This window comes from Neisseria sp. 83E34, assembly GCF_001308015.1.
Taxonomy (GTDB): Bacteria; Pseudomonadota; Gammaproteobacteria; order Burkholderiales; family Neisseriaceae; genus Neisseria.
The window spans coordinates 204,584-221,950 of record NZ_LGYH01000005.1; the positions used below are offsets into that span (position 1 = coordinate 204,584).

Annotated in this window: 31 protein-coding genes and 1 pseudogene; all 32 read right to left on the reverse strand. The window is 40.3% G+C overall.

The features are described 5' to 3' along the window. Positions 1 to 10: 10 nt before the first annotated feature. On the reverse strand, positions 11 to 1,360 hold the full coding sequence (locus AKG09_RS06885; RefSeq protein WP_054618715.1) for an NCS2 family permease: 1,350 nt from the start codon (positions 1,358 to 1,360) through the stop codon (positions 11 to 13). Positions 1,361 to 1,439: 79 nt separating this feature from the next. Then, on the reverse strand, positions 1,440 to 2,765 hold the full coding sequence (gene miaB / locus AKG09_RS06890) for a tRNA (N6-isopentenyl adenosine(37)-C2)-methylthiotransferase MiaB (protein ID WP_054618716.1): 1,326 nt from the start codon (positions 2,763 to 2,765) through the stop codon (positions 1,440 to 1,442). Positions 2,766 to 3,139: 374 nt separating this feature from the next. After that, entirely contained in the window at positions 3,140 to 3,514 is a 375-nt protein-coding gene (gene rplQ / locus AKG09_RS06895; RefSeq protein ID WP_009115879.1) for a 50S ribosomal protein L17, read from the reverse strand. 24 nt (positions 3,515 to 3,538) lie between these two features. Beyond that, on the reverse strand, positions 3,539 to 4,522 hold the full coding sequence (rpoA, locus tag AKG09_RS06900) for a DNA-directed RNA polymerase subunit alpha (RefSeq protein ID WP_054618717.1): 984 nt from the start codon (positions 4,520 to 4,522) through the stop codon (positions 3,539 to 3,541). 25 nt (positions 4,523 to 4,547) lie between these two features. Continuing rightward, positions 4,548 to 5,168, reverse strand: coding sequence for a 30S ribosomal protein S4 (gene rpsD, locus AKG09_RS06905; protein ID WP_054618718.1), 621 nt, complete (start codon positions 5,166 to 5,168; stop codon positions 4,548 to 4,550). An 18-nt stretch (positions 5,169 to 5,186) separates the two neighbouring features. Continuing rightward, positions 5,187 to 5,582: a 30S ribosomal protein S11 gene (rpsK, locus tag AKG09_RS06910; protein ID WP_054618719.1), complete on the reverse strand. Its 396-nt coding sequence runs from the start codon at positions 5,580 to 5,582 to the stop codon at positions 5,187 to 5,189. 20 nt (positions 5,583 to 5,602) lie between these two features. Next, positions 5,603 to 5,965 (reverse strand): 30S ribosomal protein S13, encoded by a 363-nt coding sequence (gene rpsM / locus AKG09_RS06915; protein ID WP_054618720.1) that lies wholly within the window; start codon positions 5,963 to 5,965, stop codon positions 5,603 to 5,605. A 59-nt stretch (positions 5,966 to 6,024) separates the two neighbouring features. After that, positions 6,025 to 6,138 carry a 50S ribosomal protein L36 gene (gene rpmJ / locus AKG09_RS11655; protein ID WP_049259016.1) on the reverse strand — a complete coding sequence of 38 codons (114 nt, stop codon included), beginning with the start codon at positions 6,136 to 6,138 and terminating at the stop codon, positions 6,025 to 6,027. Between the two features lie 21 nt (positions 6,139 to 6,159). Continuing rightward, complete coding sequence (gene infA / locus AKG09_RS11660) at positions 6,160 to 6,378, reverse strand: translation initiation factor IF-1 (RefSeq protein ID WP_009115875.1); 219 nt, start codon at positions 6,376 to 6,378, stop codon at positions 6,160 to 6,162. A gap of 3 nt (positions 6,379 to 6,381) precedes the next feature. Next, a complete protein-coding gene (gene secY, locus AKG09_RS06920; RefSeq protein ID WP_054618721.1) occupies positions 6,382 to 7,674 on the reverse strand; it encodes a preprotein translocase subunit SecY in 1,293 nt (430 codons plus the stop codon). Positions 7,675 to 7,685: 11 nt separating this feature from the next. Then, entirely contained in the window at positions 7,686 to 8,120 is a 435-nt protein-coding gene (rplO, locus tag AKG09_RS06925) for a 50S ribosomal protein L15 (RefSeq protein WP_054618722.1), read from the reverse strand. Further along, complete coding sequence (gene rpmD / locus AKG09_RS11665) at positions 8,121 to 8,306, reverse strand: 50S ribosomal protein L30 (RefSeq protein WP_082391872.1); 186 nt, start codon at positions 8,304 to 8,306, stop codon at positions 8,121 to 8,123. It abuts the gene before it with no gap. Between the two features lie 5 nt (positions 8,307 to 8,311). Continuing rightward, complete coding sequence (gene rpsE, locus AKG09_RS06930) at positions 8,312 to 8,818, reverse strand: 30S ribosomal protein S5 (RefSeq protein ID WP_054618723.1); 507 nt, start codon at positions 8,816 to 8,818, stop codon at positions 8,312 to 8,314. 28 nt (positions 8,819 to 8,846) lie between these two features. Then, positions 8,847 to 9,200 (reverse strand): 50S ribosomal protein L18, encoded by a 354-nt coding sequence (rplR, locus tag AKG09_RS06935; protein WP_054618724.1) that lies wholly within the window; start codon positions 9,198 to 9,200, stop codon positions 8,847 to 8,849. A 14-nt stretch (positions 9,201 to 9,214) separates the two neighbouring features. Next, positions 9,215 to 9,748 carry a 50S ribosomal protein L6 gene (gene rplF, locus AKG09_RS06940; RefSeq protein WP_054618725.1) on the reverse strand — a complete coding sequence of 178 codons (534 nt, stop codon included), beginning with the start codon at positions 9,746 to 9,748 and terminating at the stop codon, positions 9,215 to 9,217. A gap of 17 nt (positions 9,749 to 9,765) precedes the next feature. Beyond that, a complete protein-coding gene (rpsH, locus tag AKG09_RS06945) occupies positions 9,766 to 10,158 on the reverse strand; it encodes a 30S ribosomal protein S8 (RefSeq protein ID WP_054618726.1) in 393 nt (130 codons plus the stop codon). 14 nt (positions 10,159 to 10,172) lie between these two features. Next, complete coding sequence (gene rpsN / locus AKG09_RS06950) at positions 10,173 to 10,478, reverse strand: 30S ribosomal protein S14 (RefSeq protein ID WP_054618748.1); 306 nt, start codon at positions 10,476 to 10,478, stop codon at positions 10,173 to 10,175. Between the two features lie 2 nt (positions 10,479 to 10,480). Continuing rightward, on the reverse strand, positions 10,481 to 11,020 hold the full coding sequence (gene rplE / locus AKG09_RS06955) for a 50S ribosomal protein L5 (protein WP_054618727.1): 540 nt from the start codon (positions 11,018 to 11,020) through the stop codon (positions 10,481 to 10,483). A gap of 15 nt (positions 11,021 to 11,035) precedes the next feature. After that, positions 11,036 to 11,359 (reverse strand): 50S ribosomal protein L24, encoded by a 324-nt coding sequence (rplX, locus tag AKG09_RS06960; protein ID WP_054618728.1) that lies wholly within the window; start codon positions 11,357 to 11,359, stop codon positions 11,036 to 11,038. An 11-nt stretch (positions 11,360 to 11,370) separates the two neighbouring features. Further along, the gene (gene rplN / locus AKG09_RS06965; protein WP_009115864.1) at positions 11,371 to 11,739 is read right to left on the reverse strand and encodes a 50S ribosomal protein L14; all 369 of its coding nucleotides are present in this window, start codon (positions 11,737 to 11,739) and stop codon (positions 11,371 to 11,373) included. A 219-nt stretch (positions 11,740 to 11,958) separates the two neighbouring features. Next, positions 11,959 to 12,222, reverse strand: coding sequence for a 30S ribosomal protein S17 (gene rpsQ / locus AKG09_RS06970; protein WP_054618729.1), 264 nt, complete (start codon positions 12,220 to 12,222; stop codon positions 11,959 to 11,961). After that, positions 12,222 to 12,413: a 50S ribosomal protein L29 gene (rpmC, locus tag AKG09_RS06975; RefSeq protein WP_054618749.1), complete on the reverse strand. Its 192-nt coding sequence runs from the start codon at positions 12,411 to 12,413 to the stop codon at positions 12,222 to 12,224. Before rpmC ends, rpsQ begins: the two co-directional genes overlap by 1 nt. Beyond that, the gene (gene rplP / locus AKG09_RS06980) at positions 12,413 to 12,829 is read right to left on the reverse strand and encodes a 50S ribosomal protein L16 (protein ID WP_054618730.1); all 417 of its coding nucleotides are present in this window, start codon (positions 12,827 to 12,829) and stop codon (positions 12,413 to 12,415) included. The genes rpmC and rplP overlap by 1 nt, the downstream gene beginning before the upstream one ends. Continuing rightward, a complete protein-coding gene (gene rpsC / locus AKG09_RS06985) occupies positions 12,813 to 13,508 on the reverse strand; it encodes a 30S ribosomal protein S3 (RefSeq protein ID WP_054618731.1) in 696 nt (231 codons plus the stop codon). Before rpsC ends, rplP begins: the two co-directional genes overlap by 17 nt. Positions 13,509 to 13,517: 9 nt before the next feature. Beyond that, positions 13,518 to 13,847, reverse strand: a complete 330-nt coding sequence (gene rplV / locus AKG09_RS06990) for a 50S ribosomal protein L22 (protein WP_054618732.1) — start codon at positions 13,845 to 13,847, stop codon at positions 13,518 to 13,520. An 8-nt stretch (positions 13,848 to 13,855) separates the two neighbouring features. Next, positions 13,856 to 14,134 carry a 30S ribosomal protein S19 gene (rpsS, locus tag AKG09_RS06995; RefSeq protein ID WP_009115858.1) on the reverse strand — a complete coding sequence of 93 codons (279 nt, stop codon included), beginning with the start codon at positions 14,132 to 14,134 and terminating at the stop codon, positions 13,856 to 13,858. Between the two features lie 11 nt (positions 14,135 to 14,145). Then, a complete protein-coding gene (gene rplB, locus AKG09_RS07000) occupies positions 14,146 to 14,976 on the reverse strand; it encodes a 50S ribosomal protein L2 (RefSeq protein ID WP_054618733.1) in 831 nt (276 codons plus the stop codon). Between the two features lie 5 nt (positions 14,977 to 14,981). Further along, positions 14,982 to 15,296, reverse strand: coding sequence for a 50S ribosomal protein L23 (rplW, locus tag AKG09_RS07005; RefSeq protein ID WP_197272125.1), 315 nt, complete (start codon positions 15,294 to 15,296; stop codon positions 14,982 to 14,984). Further along, entirely contained in the window at positions 15,293 to 15,913 is a 621-nt protein-coding gene (gene rplD / locus AKG09_RS07010) for a 50S ribosomal protein L4 (RefSeq protein WP_054618735.1), read from the reverse strand. The genes rplW and rplD overlap by 4 nt, the downstream gene beginning before the upstream one ends. Then, positions 15,913 to 16,557: a 50S ribosomal protein L3 gene (gene rplC / locus AKG09_RS07015; RefSeq protein WP_054618736.1), complete on the reverse strand. Its 645-nt coding sequence runs from the start codon at positions 16,555 to 16,557 to the stop codon at positions 15,913 to 15,915. Before rplC ends, rplD begins: the two co-directional genes overlap by 1 nt. A gap of 352 nt (positions 16,558 to 16,909) precedes the next feature. Next, positions 16,910 to 17,221: a 30S ribosomal protein S10 gene (gene rpsJ / locus AKG09_RS07020; protein WP_002642322.1), complete on the reverse strand. Its 312-nt coding sequence runs from the start codon at positions 17,219 to 17,221 to the stop codon at positions 16,910 to 16,912. Positions 17,222 to 17,240: 19 nt separating this feature from the next. Then, positions 17,241 to 17,367, reverse strand: a pseudogene (locus AKG09_RS11670) (elongation factor Tu); the annotation flags it as partial.

Genomic DNA, 17,367 nt, shown 5'->3' on the forward strand with positions numbered 1-17,367 from the left:
ATCAATTGAATTATGTACCTAAATACCAGAATTTAGCTGCCCACGCCACCGCAACAATCCAAACCATCGGCGTCACTTCTTTGGCCCGACCGCAGATCAATTTAATCATAGCATAAGTGATAAAGCCCATTGCAATGCCATCCGCAATAGAATAAGAGAAAGGCATAAAAATAATGGTAATAAAGGCAGGCGCGGCTTCGGTCATATCGTTCCAATCGATTTCCGTTGCGCTGCGCATCATGTGCACGCCAATATAAAGCAAAGCCGGGGCAGTAGCAAACGCCGGCACTGCTTTTGCCAGCGGAGAAAACCATAAACATGCCAACATCAACACGCCTACGGTAACGGCTGTCAAGCCGGTTCGGCCGCCTGCCGCCACACCGGAAGCGCTTTCAATATAAGGCGTGGTAGAAGATGTGCCCAAAGCTGCGCCGGCCACAATAGCAGTAGAATCGGCAAACAAGGCCTTTTTTAAGCGTGGCAATTTACCGTTTACCAAAAGCCCTGCCCGATGTGATACACCAACCAAAGTACCGGTACTATCAAATAAGTCTACTAAGAAAAACACGAAAATTACCGCAATCATACTGCCGTTAAACAGACCATTAAAATCCATCTGCATAAACGTTGGCTCAATGCTCGGAACAGCAGCTATCAGCCCTTCGAATTTGGTTAAGCCTAAAGCTGCTGCGATTGCTGTAATTGCTAAAATCGCAAGAATAATCGCACCTTTCACTCGGAAACGATCCAGCATAATGACAAGAAAAAAACCTAGCAAAGCCAAAATGGGCGGCCAATTAATCATTGTTACTTCAGGATTATCCGGTGAAGGCAGGCGAAATTGCCCCATACCAACCAAAGTGGCCGGATTATCAACAATCACCCCGGCACCTTTTAACGCAATCAATGCTAAAAACATGCCAATACCTGCCGCAATAGCCATTTTCAGACTCATAGGCAAAGCATTGACCAACATTTCCCGCACTGTCAGAAAACTGAATACGATAAAAATAATACCCGACATAAACACTGCCGCCAAAGCTACCTGCCAAGGCACCCCCATACCATCTACTACGGCGTAAGTAAAATAAGCATTCAAACCCATGCCCGGAGCCAGAGCAATCGGATAATTAGCCAAAGCACCCATGATAAAGCAGCCAATGGCAGCTGAAATACAAGTGGCCACGAACACCGCGCCAAAATCCATACCGGCGTTAGACAAGGTTAGCGGATTCACAACCACGATATAACACATGGTTAAGAAAGTGGTTACACCCGCCAATATTTCGGTACGGACATTGGTACCGTTTTCCTTAAGCTTGAATAGTTTTTCAAGCAGATTATTTTGTGAGTCAGTCATAATCATTCGATTGAATAAAAGTTAATAAAACACAATGCAGAATGCCTGTCTGAAAACTTTTCAGACAGGCATTAACATATTAAGCCGCCACCATCTCGCCGCGCAATGAGAATGTAAATGCTTCGGTAATCTCAAGCTCCACCATCTGGTTAATTAACGCAGGGTCTCCGGTAAAGTTGACAACACGGTTATTCGCTGTACGCGCTTGTAGCTGGTCGGGATCTTTTTTCGATACGCCTTCAACCAGACAACGCTGGATTGTACCCAACATAGTTTGATTGATACGAGCCGTTTCTTGCTCAATTACTTCATTCAAAGCTTCAAGACGACGCACTTTTTCTTCATGCGGCGTTTCATCAGGCAGGTTTGCCGCCGGCGTACCCGGACGCGGACTATAGATAAATACAAAGCTCAGATCAAAAGCAATATCTTTCACCAGTTTCAAAGTCTGCTCAAATTCCCGCTCAGTTTCCCCTGGAAAACCCACAATAAAATCTGAGCTCAAGCACAAATCAGGGCGGATTGCTCGTAATTTTCGGATAATAGACTTATATTCCAAAGCCGTGTAACCGCGCTTCATTGCACTTAACACACGGTCAGAACCACTCTGAATCGGCAAATGTAAATGCGACACCAATTTTGGCAAGTCTTTATAACATTCAATAATCCTGTCGCTGAATTCACGTGGATGACTCGTGGTAAAACGCATCCTCTCAATACCTGGAATTTCATGCACAATCCGCAGCAACATCGCAAAATCACAAATCTCGCCATCGTCCATCAACCCGCGGTAAGCATTCACATTTTGCCCCAGCAAGTTAATCTCTTTCACACCCTGCTGAGCCAAATTAGCAATCTCGGTTAACACATCGTTTAAAGGACGCGAAAACTCCTCTCCGCGCGTATAAGGGACCACACAGAAAGAACAGTATTTCGAACACCCCTCCATAATGGAAACAAATGCCGAACCACCTTCAACCCGTGCAGGCGGCAAATGGTCAAACTTCTCAATTTCAGGAAAGGAAATATCAACTTGAGATTTGCCAGTTTCTTTCTTATCATCAATCATTTGCGGTAAACGATGCAGTGTTTGCGGCCCAAACACAACATCAACAAAAGGAGCACGCTTAACAATCGCCTCACCTTCTTGCGAAGCAACGCACCCGCCCACGCCAATAATCAAATTAGGATTCTTTTCTTTTAAAGGTCTTACTCGCCCTAAATCCGAGAATACTTTCTCTTGTGCTTTTTCCCGAACGGAACAGGTATTGAACAGAATAATATCTGCCTCATCAGCATTATCAGTTTGTTCTAAATCTTCACCCTCAGCCAAAACAGACAGCATTTTTTCACTATCGTATTCATTCATTTGGCAACCAAAAGTACGGATAAATACTTTTTTCATAATAAGGTTCTACTTTCTTCAGGTAACCCGTAATCGCGGGGCTGACTAACTTAAAAAACTATTCACTTGTAAAAACGCCATAAACTTAATTGGCGTTATAAAATTTTATTTTGAAAATTCAGATTCTTTTCCATTCAGTATGAAATATTCAGTCTCATAGTTATCGCCTCAACTCTTTTAGACAGGCCTTAAAGCTTATAACAATTAAACTCAATAACCAGCACAAAACTGCCAGCCATATAAAAATCAAAACTAATCAAAATATTAAGGACCGAATTCCATAATAAAACAATATGGATTTCAGTCCTTTTTCATGTCAACTACCTAAGTATAGGTTGAAAGTTAACAGCATTAATTGATACAACTTATAACAATTATTCAGCAGCCTCTGCCGCTTTGTCTACCAATTCAACCAAAGCAAGAGGAGCATTGTCGCCTTTACGGAAACCGTATTTCAGGATGCGCACATAGCCACCATTACGGCTAGCAAAACGCGGACCTAAATCATCAAACAGTTTAACAACAACATCACGATCACGAGTGCGGTTGAATGCTAAACGACGGTTGGCCAAAGAAGGCTTCTTACCCAAAGTAATCAGGGGTTCAACAACACGGCGCAATTCTTTAGCCTTAGGCAAAGTAGTCACAATTGTTTCATGTGACAGTAAAGAATTCGCCATATTGCGCAACATTGCAGCACGGTGGCTGCTGGTACGGTTTAATTTACGGTTACCATTACGATGACGCATGTCATTATCCTTTAATATTTAAACTTACGGCTTTTCCAATCCAACAGGAGGCCAAGCTTCTAGTTTAGAACCCAACGTCAAGCCTTTGGATGCCAATACTTCTTTAATTTCATTCAAAGATTTACGACCCAAATTTGGAGTTTTTAATAACTCAGTTTCAGTACGTTGGATTAAATCACCAATATAATAAATATCTTCAGCTTTTAAGCAGTTAGCCGAACGCACCGTCAGTTCCAAATCGTCAACCGGTCTAAGTAGAATAGGATCAATAGGTGGAGCTTTCTCCTCAACCTCTTCTACCGAAGTCCCTTGCAAATCAGCAAAAATAGACATTTGGTCAATCAAAATGCGAGCAGCACTACGGATTGCTTCCTCTGGATCCAAAGAACCGTTTGTTTCTATATCCAGAACTAAACGATCTAAATCCGTACGTTGTTCAACCCTTGCAGCTTCTACATCAAAACTAACTCGACTGATAGGCGAAAAGCTCGCATCCAGTTGAATAGAACCAATCCTGTTATCATCACGCCCTGCTCGACGACCAGAAACAGATTGATAGCCACGCCCTTGTTCAACTTTGATTTCCATGTCAATGCTACCTGCACTAGCCAAGTGACAAATCACATGATCAGGATTAATAATTTCTACATCATGTGGTAAATCAATATCACCAGCCAAAACCGGACCAGCACCCGACTTCTTCAAAGTCAATAGAACTTCACTACGGCCATGGAGCTTAAACACAATACCTTTAATGTTCAGGAGAATATCAACAACATCTTCCTGAACACCATCTAAAGTAGAATATTCGTGTAATACCCCGGCAATAGTAACTTCAGTAGGCGCGAAACCATTCATGGACGACAGTAAGATACGGCGCAAAGCATTACCTAAAGTATGACCGAAACCGCGCTCAAAAGGCTGCATAGATACTTTTGCTCTAGTTGCAGATAAGGTATCTACATCAATTTGACGAGGTTTCAAAAATTCGGAAGTGCTATTTTGCATTTAACTGTCCCTCACAGAGCTAGTATTATTTAGAGTAAAACTCAACCACTAGCTGTTCATTAATATCGCCATACAGCTCAGATCGATCTGGCATATTTTTAAATATACCTTCCATCTTGCCTGCATCCACAGAAACCCAGCTCGGCAGACCGATTTGTTCTGCCAATCCTAATGCTTCTTGAATACGAACTTGCTTTTTAGCTTTTTCACGTACAGCAACTACATCACCTGGTTTGACTTGGCATGAAGGAACATTTACAACCTGTCCATTAACAGTAATTGCTTTATGCGATACCAATTGACGTGCTTCCGCACGGGTAGAACCAAAACCCATACGATACACAACATTATCTAAGCGAGATTCCAACAATTGGAGCAATAGCTCACCTGTAGAACCTTTACGACGTGAAGCTTCTGCAAAATAACGACGGAATTGACGTTCTAACACACCATAAATACGGCGGATTTTTTGCTTCTCACGTAATTGCAAACCATAGTCAGATAAACGAGGTTTCTTGGCACCATGCTGACCAGGAGCAGAATCAATTTTACATTTAGACTCCAAAGAGCGACGTGCACTCTTCAGAAACAAATCAGTGCCTTCACGGCGAGCTAATTTACATTTAGGGCCGGTATAACGTGCCATGTTTCAATCACTCCAAAATTAAATACGACGTTTTTTAGGCGGACGGCAACCATTGTGGGGCAATGGAGTAACGTCAGTAATACTGGTAATTTTGAAACCCAGAGCATTCAATGCACGCACAGAAGATTCACGACCAGGCCCAGGACCTTTAATACGAATTTCCAAATTTTTTACGCCATACTCTTGGGCAACTTTACCAGCTGCTTCTGCTGCCACTTGAGCAGCAAACGGTGTACTTTTACGTGAACCTTTAAAACCAGCGCCCCCAGAGGTAGCCCAAGACAATGCATTGCCCTGACGGTCGGTGATAGTAATGATGGTATTGTTAAAAGATGCATGAACATGCACAATACCTTCACTCACAGTTTTACGTACTTTTTTACGTACACGCGAAGCTGTGTTTGCTTTAGCCATCTAAATTAATCCTTAAAAAATTATTTCTTACCTGCAATAGCTTTACGTGGGCCTTTGCGAGTTCTAGCATTCGTGCGAGTACGCTGACCACGACAAGGCAAACCACGACGATGACGGAAGCCACGATAGCAACCCATATCCATCAATCGCTTGATACTCATTGTTACTTCACGACGCAAATCACCTTCAATTTCATATTTGCTAACTTGCTCACGCAAAGCTTCCAATTGAGTTTCGTCTAAATCTTTTACTTTAGTGCTAGCAGATACTCCTGCAGCTTCGCAAATCAATTTAGCACGAGTAGATCCAATACCGTAAATAGCTTGTAAGCCAATAACGATGTGGGAATTATTAGGGATATTTACCCCTGCAATACGAGCCATATTTATTTCCTCTAAGGCAAAAACTCGTCACTATACCATAAAATCCTTAAGCCTAGAAATTAACCTTGGCGTTGTTTATGACGAGGATCTGTACAAATTACACGAACTACACGGTTACGTCGAATAACCTTACAGTTGCGACAAATTTTTTTAACAGACGGCTGAACGCGCATCATTAGTTCCTTTCATCAAGATTACCGTGTTCTAAAAACAATTCGAGCACGAGTTAAATCATAAGGGGTCAGCTCAACAGTTACTTTATCTCCCGGAGAAATTCGTATGTAATGCATACGCATTTTTCCCGAAATATGACCTAACACCACATGATCATTTTCAAGCTTTACTTTAAAAGTAGCATTGGGTAAAGTTTCTAAAATCTCACCCTGCATTTGTATAGTATCTTCTTTAGCCATTTTTTACTTACGAGATAAAGACTTCATATTAAAATGCTCATACCGTTCAGTCATCTTATAGGAAGCGATTTGAGTGCTAAAATCCATGGTTACAACCACCAGAATCAATAAAGACGTACCACCCAAATAAAATGGGATATTAACCTTTAAAGTTAAAAGTTCCGGCAATAAACAAATACTTGTTATATAAAGTGCACCAAAAAAAGTTAAGCGCATTACAAGTTTTTCTAGATAATTAGCAGTCTGTTCACCTGGTCTGATGTTAGGAATAAAAGCACCACTTTTCTTCAAATTTTCCGCCATTTCTTTTGGAGAAAAAACGAGAGCTGTATAAAAATAACAGAAAAATATAATCAAAAAGGAGAATAATAATAAATACAAAGTCTGCCCATGACCTAACATTGACACCAATTGCGTCAACCAAGTTTCATTTTGGTTATTGCCAAGCCAACTTCCTATTGTTGCAGGAAACATGATTAGACTGGATGCGAATATCGGAGGAATTACCCCTGACATATTCAATTTAAATGGCATATGGGTATTTTGTCCGCCAATTACTTGCCTTTTTGCATAATGAATAGGCACTTTTCTTAATGCGCTCTCAAAACATACAACAATATAAACTAGGAAAATAACTCCCAATCCAATACCAATAACTTGCAGCACACCAGTAGAGTCATTATTTAATAATGCAAATAATTGTTTTATTCCTGAAGGGATACCTGCAGCAATACCTGCGGTGATAATCAAAGAAATACCATTACCAATACCTCGCTCAGTCATTTGTTCACCTAGCCACATCAAGAACATAGTTCCACCAACCAAACAAACTATTGTTGAGATATAAAACTCAAATTTAGAAACAATGACTAAATTTTCTTGGCTATAAACCAAACTTGCGACACCAATACTCTGCAAGGTAGCCAATAAAACTGTACCAATTCGCGTGTATTTAGTAATAACTCTTCTACCAGCATCACCTTCTTTTTTCAAAGACTTTAAAGAAGGTAATATTTCAGACGCCAATTGCATTACAATTGACGCTGAAATATAGGGCATGATACCAATTGCAAATATACTAAAACGTTCCAAGGACCCACCCGAAAACATATTTAGCATACCGAGTATTCCAGTGCTTTGATTTTGATAAGCCTTAGCAAGAATAGCTGCATCGACACCTGGTACAGGTATATGAGTACCAATTCTATAAATAATTAGTGCCCCCAGTAAAAATAATAATCTATTTTTCAAATCATTAAATTTTACAGAACCTGATTTAGATTGTTGATAAGCCAATTTACTAAACCTTACTCTTCTACTTTACCACCAGCAGCCTCGATTGCAATCTTAGCGCCCTGAGTCACTCTAATACCTTTTAAATAAACACTTTTTTTGATCTCTCCTGAAGCGATCACTTTTACAGCTGTGCTATTTAAGGGAATTAGTCCGGCTTGTTTCAGAACCAACAAATCAATTTCCTGAACTGCAATTAAATTCAGCTCATTCAATCGAACTTCTACCGAGAGTCCGGCAGTTAGTGATTTAAAACCACGCTTAGGTAAACGACGTTGTAACGGCATTTGTCCACCTTCAAAGCCTGTCTTATGAAAACCACCTGATCTGCTCTTCTGGCCTTTATGGCCTCGACCACAAGTTTTACCTAAACCACTACCAATACCACGACCAACTCTACGTTTCGCATGTGTAGCACCTTTGGCAGGTTGAATAGTATTCAATAACATTTAAGACTCCACTTTTAAAAGGTAACTTACCTTATTAATCATACCGCGATTTTCTGGAGTATCTAAAACTTCAACAGTATGTTCACGATGGCGCAATCCTAAGCCTCGAACACAATTACGATGAGAGCCGATTGTACCAATTAAACTTTTTACTAGTGTTACTTTAATTTTTTTCTGCTCAGTCATCATTCTCACCCAGAAATCTCTTCTACTGTTAAACCACGTTTAGCTGCAATTTCAGCAGGGGTATATAACTTAGACAAACCATCCAAGGTTGCCCGAACTATATTATAAGGATTCGTTGAACCGTGGACTTTTGCAGATATGTTATGAATACCCATTGCATCAAAAATCAAACGCATTGGACCACCAGCTTTTACACCACTACCTTCTTTAGCAGGTTGCATAAAAACACGAGTTGCTCCGTGTTTACCTATCACTTCATGATGAATAGTTCCATCTTTTAAAGGAACTTTAATCATTGAACGACGAGCTTGATCCATTGCCTTCTGGACAGCAACAGGTACTTCACGTGACTTACCTTTACCCATACCAATACGGCCATCACCATCGCCAACAACAGTTAGTGCAGAAAAGGCCATAATTCGACCACCCTTCACTACTTTGGTTACACGATTAACAGCTACCATTTTTTCAATTAAGCCGTCGCCGCGCTCTTCTGTATCATGTTTTGCCATGTCTCAGATCTCCAAAATCCTTTAATCTTTAGAAACTCAAACCATTCTCACGAGCTGCTTCTGCCAATGCTTTAACTCGACCATGATATTGAAAACCAGATCTATCAAAAGCAACCACATCAATACCAGCTGTTTTAGCTTTTTGCGCAATACGTTTACCAATAAATGCCGCAGCTTCAATATTTGAGCTTGATTTCAATTCTTTCCGAACATCAGCCTCTAAAGTGGATGCCGATGCCAGCACTTGACCGCCATCAGAGCTAATTACTTGAGCGTAAATATGGTTATTTGTACGGAAAACGCACAATCTAACAATTTTTAAATCCGCAATTCTCGCACGTGTTTTTCGAGCACGGCGGAGTCTTGTTGCATGTTTATCCATTAATGGAACCTCAATTATTTCTTCTTGGCTTCTTTCATCACAACCACTTCACCCACATAACGAACCCCTTTACCTTTGTAAGGCTCAGGTGGACGAAACGCGCGAATTTCAGCCGCTACTTGACCAACAACTTGCTTATTAGCACCATTCAATACAATTTCTGTTTGAGTCGGTGTTTGAACTGTAACACCCTCTGGCATCTCATAATTGATTGGATGAGAGAAACCTAATGATAAATTTAAAACTTTACCTTGAGCTTGCGCTCTATAACCAACACCGATCAATTGTAACTTCTTTTCAAAACCCTCAGAAACGCCCTTTACCATGTTAGCAACTAATGCACGAACGGTACCAGACATCGCACGGGAATGTTTACTGTTATTAGCAGCAACAAAAGTTAACTGGTTGTTATTCAATTCAACCTTTACTTCGTCACCCAAAGGAAATGATAATTCACCATTTTTACCCTTGACAGTCAAAACATCTGTTCCAAATTTAATTTCTACGCCAGTTGGAACAGTTACTGGATTTTTTGCTACGCGAGACATCTTAAGAATTCTCCCTGTTATGCAACTACACACAATAACTCACCACCAACACCAGCAGCGCGAGCTTTACGGTCAGTCATAACTCCCTTTGAGGTACTAATAATAGCAACCCCTAACCCATTCATAACAGTCGGAATTTCACCAGAACCTTTATATACCCGCAATCCAGGTCTTGAAACTCTTTTAATTTGTTCTATAACTGGTCTACCTGCATAATATTTCAACTGAATTTCAAGCACCTGTTTTAAATCACCTAAAACAGAATAACTTTCAATATAGCCTTCCTCTTGTAAAACTTTTGCAATCGCACATTTTAGTTTAGAAGATGGCATCGAAACAGCAGCTTTGTTAGCACGCTGAGCATTACGGATACGAGTTAACATATCGGAAATAGGATCATGCATACTCATTTAATTCTCTCCTATTACCAGCTGGCTTTAATAACACCTGGGATTTCGCCACGCATAGCAATTTCCCGGATTTTAATACGGCCCAAGCCGAATTTACGAAATGTTCCGCGGGGGCGGCCAGTAATCGCACAACGACGACGCTGACGAACTGGTGCAGCATTACGCGGAATAGTTTGCAGTTTCAAACGAGCCTCGAAGCGTTCTTCATCAGCAGCTTGAGCATCATTAATGACTGCAAAAATAGCTGCACGCTTAGCAGCATATTTTTTAGCTAACGCAATACGTTTAGCTTCTCGATTAATTAGTGCCTTTTTAGCCATGATCATCCTTTAAACGGAAACTTAAACAGTGATAATAATGCCTTAGCTTCATCATCAGTTTTAGCAGTAGTAGTGATCGTAATATTCAACCCACGCAAAGCATCAATCTTATCATATTCAATTTCAGGAAAAATGATTTGTTCACGCACACCCATATTATAGTTACCACGACCATCAAATGACTTACCACTCACTCCACGAAAATCGCGCACACGTGGCAAAGCAATAGTAACCAACCGGTCAAGAAATTCAAACATTTGACCACGACGCAAGGTTACCTTACACCCAACTGGATAACCATCACGTATCTTAAAGCCAGCAATAGACTTTCTAGCCACAGTCACTACAGGCCTTTGCCCTGCAATCTTTTCTAAATCAGCAACGGCATGTTCCATTACTTTTTTATCAGCAACAGCCTCACCAACCCCCATATTTAAAGTTATCTTTTCAATACGGGGAACTTCCATAATTGACTTATACCCAAATTGCTTTGTTAACTCAGGCACTACTACATCAGTATAATAATCTTTCAAACGAGCCATCTTAACTACAACTCCTTAAACACCAATCTCAGCACCATTAGATTTAAAGATCCGAATGCGCTTAACTTTGCCTTCAGCCTCAACCAACTTAATACCAACTCGGTCAGCCTTGTTTGTCTCAGGATTTAAAATAGCAACATTAGAAATAGCCAAAGGCATATTCTTTGTCACAATACCACCTTCAACACCTCTCATCGGATTGGGTTTTTGATGGCGCCTCACTTGATTGACACCACCAACTACTAATTTATCACCCAGCACCCGAAGTACCTGCCCTTGTTTACCTTTATCCTTACCAGCAATAACAACAACCGTGTCACCTTTAACAATCTTATTCATCGCCACCTCCTTTATAACACCTCAGGCGCCAATGAGACAATCTTCATAAAGCGCTCAGTACGAAGCTCTCGAGTAACCGGACCAAAAATTCGAGTCCCCATTGGCTCAAGCTTATTATTCAGCAACACAGCAGCATTATTATCAAACTTAATCAACGCACCATCAGGACGACGAACACCTTTCGCAGTACGCACAACCACTGCATTATACACATCGCCTTTTTTTACTCTTCCACGAGGAGCCGCATCTTTAACTGCCACCTTAACAATATCGCCCACATTAGCGTAGCGACGTTTAGATCCACCCAATACCTTAATGCACATCACACGGCGCGCACCAGAATTATCAGCCACATCTAGAATGGTCTGCATTTGAATCATTTTTTTACCTTAATAATAAATCCAACTTAATTTACCACTTTCAAAAGTTTGCTTTGACGATCGAAAATAAACTTTTGAAACCTATATGGTTCAAGTAAACCAGTCTTGGGTCCCGAAGGGAGAATCTTTCAAGAACTGAAAGCAATTAGCGGAGTTTACAGAATTTTTATAATTTCCGCAAGCTCCGCCTCCAACTATTTACACACAACTAACATAAAGTTAAACAGATCGGGCTTTTTCAACCATTTTCTTTACTGTCCATGATTTAGTTTTCGACAGTGGACGACTTTCTTCAATTACGACAATATCACCAATACCATATTGATTTTGTTCATCATGCGCATGAATCTTAGTAGAGCGACGAATTACCTTCCCATATAAAGGATGTTTAACTTTACGCTCCACCAATACTGTTACAGTTTTGTCCATTTTGTCGCTTACAACTCTACCCAACAAAGTACGTACATTTTTTAATTCGCTCATTATCTCACACCTTTTTCAGTTAAAATAGTTTTAACACGAGCAATATTACGACGCACCTTGGTCAACTCGCTAGTATTACCCAACTGGCCAGTAGCGTGTTGCATTCTGAGACTAAATTGTGTCTTCAACAGATCCAATAAATCGACTTGAAGTTGCTCAACTGATTTGTTTTTCAACTCATTAGCTTTCATCATTTACCTACCTGTCTAGTTACAAACGCCGTTGGAATTGGCAGTTTCGCAGCAGCCAAAGTAAACGCTTCTCGAGCTAAAGATTCTGCTACACCATCCATCTCATATAAAACCTTACCAGGTTTTACTTCAGCAACATAATATTCAACAGAACCTTTCCCCCCCCCCATACGAACTTGAATGGGTTTTTCAGTAATAGGCTTATCAGGAAACACTCGAATCCAAATACGACCGCCCCTTTTAATATGACGAGTCATTGCACGACGGGCCGCCTCAATTTGACGAGCAGTCAAACGACCTCTTCCTACAGCTTTCAATCCAAAATCACCAAAACTTACTACGTTACCGCTTGTTGCGATACCAGTATTGCGACCTTTATGCTGTTTCCGATATTTCATTCTAGTTGGTTGCAGCATTTCGACCACCCTTTCTGCGTTTATTTTCTTGCTCTGAACGAGGCTGAGCTAACTCTTTACCTTCTCCAGTATATACCCAGACTTTTAAGCCAATCACACCATAAGTAGTATGAGCTTCACTAGTAGCATAATCTACTTTGGCTCTCAAAGTATGCAACGGAACACGACCCTCTCGATACCATTCACTACGTGCAATATCTGCACCATTTAAACGACCTGAAGTCATTATTTTAATACCTTTTGCACCCGCTCTCATTGCATTCTGCATAGCACGCTTCATTGCACGGCGAAACTGCACTCGCTTCTCCAGTTGCTGTGCAATACCGTCAGCAATAATTTGTGCATCTAACTCCGGTTTACGAATTTCTTCAATATTAACATGAACTGGAACGCCTAATAATTTCTGCAGATCATGCTTTAATACTTCAATATCCTCGCCTTTTTTACCAATTACTACACCAGGCCGCGCAGTATAAATGGTAATACGAGCAGATTTTGCAGGCCGCTCAATAATTACACGACCAACAGACGCACCAACTAAACGTCCACGTAAATAATCACGGACATCAATATCTTGCTTTAAAACTGTCGCAAATTCATTATTTTTAGCAAACCATTTAGATGACCAATCTTTATTTACTGCCAAACGAAAGCCAGTTGGATGAATTTTTTGTCCCATAGCTTTTCCTTAATTACCTACTGTCACATTGATATGACAAGTCTGTTTTTCAATGCGATTACCACGACCTTTAGCCCGAGCTTGAAAACGTTTTAGTGATGCAGCTTTATCAACATATATGGCAACCACTTTTAATTCATCAATATCAGCACTTTCATTATGCTCTGCATTTGCAATAGCCGATTCCAGCACTTTTTTAATTAGTTCAGCGCCTTTTTTAGGACTAAATGTCAATATATTCAAGGCTTGGGCAACACCTTTACCACGAATCATATCTGCAACCAAACGAGCTTTTTGAGCAGAAATTCGTGCATTTTTATGTTGTGCATATACTCTCATGATTAACCTTATTTCTTTTTAGCTTTTTTATCAGCTAAATGACCTTTAAAAGTACGAGTCAATGAGAACTCACCCAATTTATGACCAACCATATTATCACTAATAAATACTGGCACATGAGTGCGTCCATTATGAACAGCAATAGTTAAGCCAATAAAATCAGGCAATATAGTAGAACGACGAGACCAAGTTTTAATTGGGCGTTTATCATTATTTGCACGAGCTGTATCTACTTTTTTAAGTAGGTGCAAATCTACATATGGACCTTTTTTTAGAGAACGAGCCATATAATTAACCTTTATTTAGAATAACGACGACGAACAATCATATTATCCGTACGTTTATTGTTACGGGTTCGATAGCCTTTAGATGGAGTACCCCATGGACTAACAGGCTCACGCGCTTCACCTGTGCGGCCTTCACCACCACCATGAGGATGGTCAACAGGATTCATTACCACTCCTCGAACTGTAGGACGAATACCACGCCAACGATTAGCACCTGCTTTACCTATTTTCTTCAGACTTTGCTCTTCATTACCAACTTCACCAACGGTTGCGCGACAATCAATATGGATCCTACGAACCTCTCCTGAACGCAAACGAACTTGAGCATAAATACCTTCTTTCGCTAGCAGAACAGCTGAAGCACCTGCAGATCTTGCTATCTGAGCACCCTTACCAGGCTTAATTTCAATACAATGAATTGTTGTGCCAACAGGAATATTACGAATAGGCAAAGCATTACCTACTTTGATTGGCGCTTCAGAACCAGATACTAAGACATCTCCAGCCTGAACACCTCTTGGGGCAATAATATAACGTCTTTCTCCATCAGCGTAACATAACAATGCAATATATGCAGTTCGATTAGGATCATATTCAATGCGTTCTACCTTTGCAGAAATACCATCCTTACTATTACGCTTAAAATCTATCACACGATAATGGTGTTTATGTCCACCTCCTTTATGTCGCGTAGTAATGTGTCCGTTATTATTACGACCAGCGGTAGAATTTTTTTTCTCCACCAGAGGTGCGTATGGGGCACCTTTATATAATTCTTTTGTTACAACACGAACCATACCACGACGACCAGCAGAGGTAGGCTTCATTTTTACAATAGCCATAATCTTTATTCCTTATCTGCAGTTGCAGCAGCAGCTTCTAAGTCTAATGATTGCCCAGAAACCAATTTCACATAAGCTTTCTTGGCATCATTACGTCGCCCCAATGTTCGACCAAAACGTTTCACCTTACCTTTAGTAGAAACAGTTGTCACAGAAGCTACTTTTACACTAAATAACAATTCAACTGCAGCTTTAACTTCAAGCTTAGTTGCATCAGGCAACACTTTAAACGTCATTTGATTACGCTTTTCAGCTAACAAGTTGCTTTTTTCAGAAACAACAGGAGCTAGAATTACTTTCATTAAACGTAATTGATTCATACCCATTGCTCCTCAAGTTGCGCAACAGCCTCCTTAGTAACCACTACTTTTTTATAACGAAGAAGACTATATGGATCTATATGCTGAACTTCCACGACCAGCACATTTGGTAAGTTACGAGAAGAAAGATAAATATTTTCATCTAATTGCTTAGTAACAAATAACACTTGCTCCATTCCTAATTGTTTTACTTTATTAGCAAATTCTTTAGTTTTTGGAGTAGCTGCAGACAAATTCTCAATTACATACAAGCGCTCATCCCTAACCAACTGAGACAAAATAGTAGCCATCCCAGCACGATACATTTTACGATTAACTTTTTGTGTAAAATTCTCATCAGGCTTATTAGGAAATGCACGACCACCACTTCTCCACAAAGGGGAAGAAGTCATACCCGAACGAGCTCTACCAGTACCTTTTTGACGCCAAGGTTTTTTAGTAGAGTGTTTTACTTCTGCTCGTGTTAACTGAGCACGATTACCTAAACGAGCATTTGCCAAAAAAGCTGTAACTAACTGATGAACCAACGCTTCATTATACTCACGATCAAACAAAGCATCTGACACTGCTAAACTACCAGAAACTTGACCTTGAGCATCGATTATTTTTAATTCCATTACGCACCCACTTTCACGCTAGGACGCACAATTACATCACTATTTACCGCACCAGGTACAGCACCTTTTACCAACAGCAATTGGCGCTCCTCATCAACACGAACAACTTCTAAATTTTGCACCGTTGATTTTGTATTGCCATATTGACCTGCCATGCGCTTACCAGGAAATACACGACCTGGATCTTGCGCCATACCAATAGAGCCAGGAACACGATGGGAACGAGAGTTGCCATGAGAAGTTCGCTGCGCACCAAAATTATGGCGCTTAATCGTACCAGAGAAACCTTTACCTTTTGAGGTACCTGTCACATCTACCAGCTGGCCTTCAGAAAAGATAGTGACAGCAACTTCACCACCAGCCTTCAGCTCACCTAAATCATCTTCAGACAAACCAAACTCAACTAAGCCACGACCAGCTTCCACACCTGCCTTAGCAAAGTGTCCAGCTTCAGCTTTATTGACATGGTTAGCTTTTTTCTCACCAAAGGTAACTTGAACAGCATTATAGCCATCAATCTCTTTGGATTTTACTTGGGTAATACGATTCATAGACATATCCAACACGGTTACCGGAATAGAAACACCTTGTTCCGTAAACACTCGAGTCATGCCTACCTTACGCCCAACCAGACCTAACGTCATGATTTTTCCTTATAAACTTAAATTCGATTGCGATTGATCGATTATTTTTAGCAAAAATAAACTTGGCAAAATGCCAAGTTTCAAACTATACCATATTAACAACTTCTTTTACAAGAGAAATTTAATACAGCATCTAAAATATGATATTAAAGTTAACTATAATTATGGAACTTAATCCGTCATACTTCGCTAAATTGCCTTGCTGCCTTAGTTTAAAACACCTACAACTCCCCACCTTATGATAGATAGATGTCATCTCCATAACAATAAATCTAATTATTCGCACACAAAAAAACTCCTAGACAATTAAAATATCTAGGAGTTTTCTAGGCATCACTCAAACCGAGGATATTTATTGAACTTTAATTTCTACATCTACGCCTGCAGGCAAGTCTAGCTTCATTAATGCATCAGTAGTTTTATCAGTCCAATCAACAATATCCATCAAACGTAAATGAGTTCTAATTTCCAATTGCTCACGTGAAGTTTTATTTACATGAGGTGATCGCAAAATATTAAAACGCTCAATTTTTGTTGGCAAGGGAATTGGGCCTTTTACTACAGCACCTGTACGTTTAGCAGTTTCTACAATCTCTTGAGCTGAACGATCAATCAGACTATAGTCATAAGCTTTTAAACGGATACGGATTTTTTGATTTGCCATTTATCTATATCCTTCTGAATTAAGCAATGATAGAAGAAACCACACCAGCACCTACGGTACGGCCACCTTCACGAATCGCAAAGCGCAAGCCTTCTTCCATAGCAATCGGTGCAATCAGTTCTACAGTAATCGCAACATTCTCACCC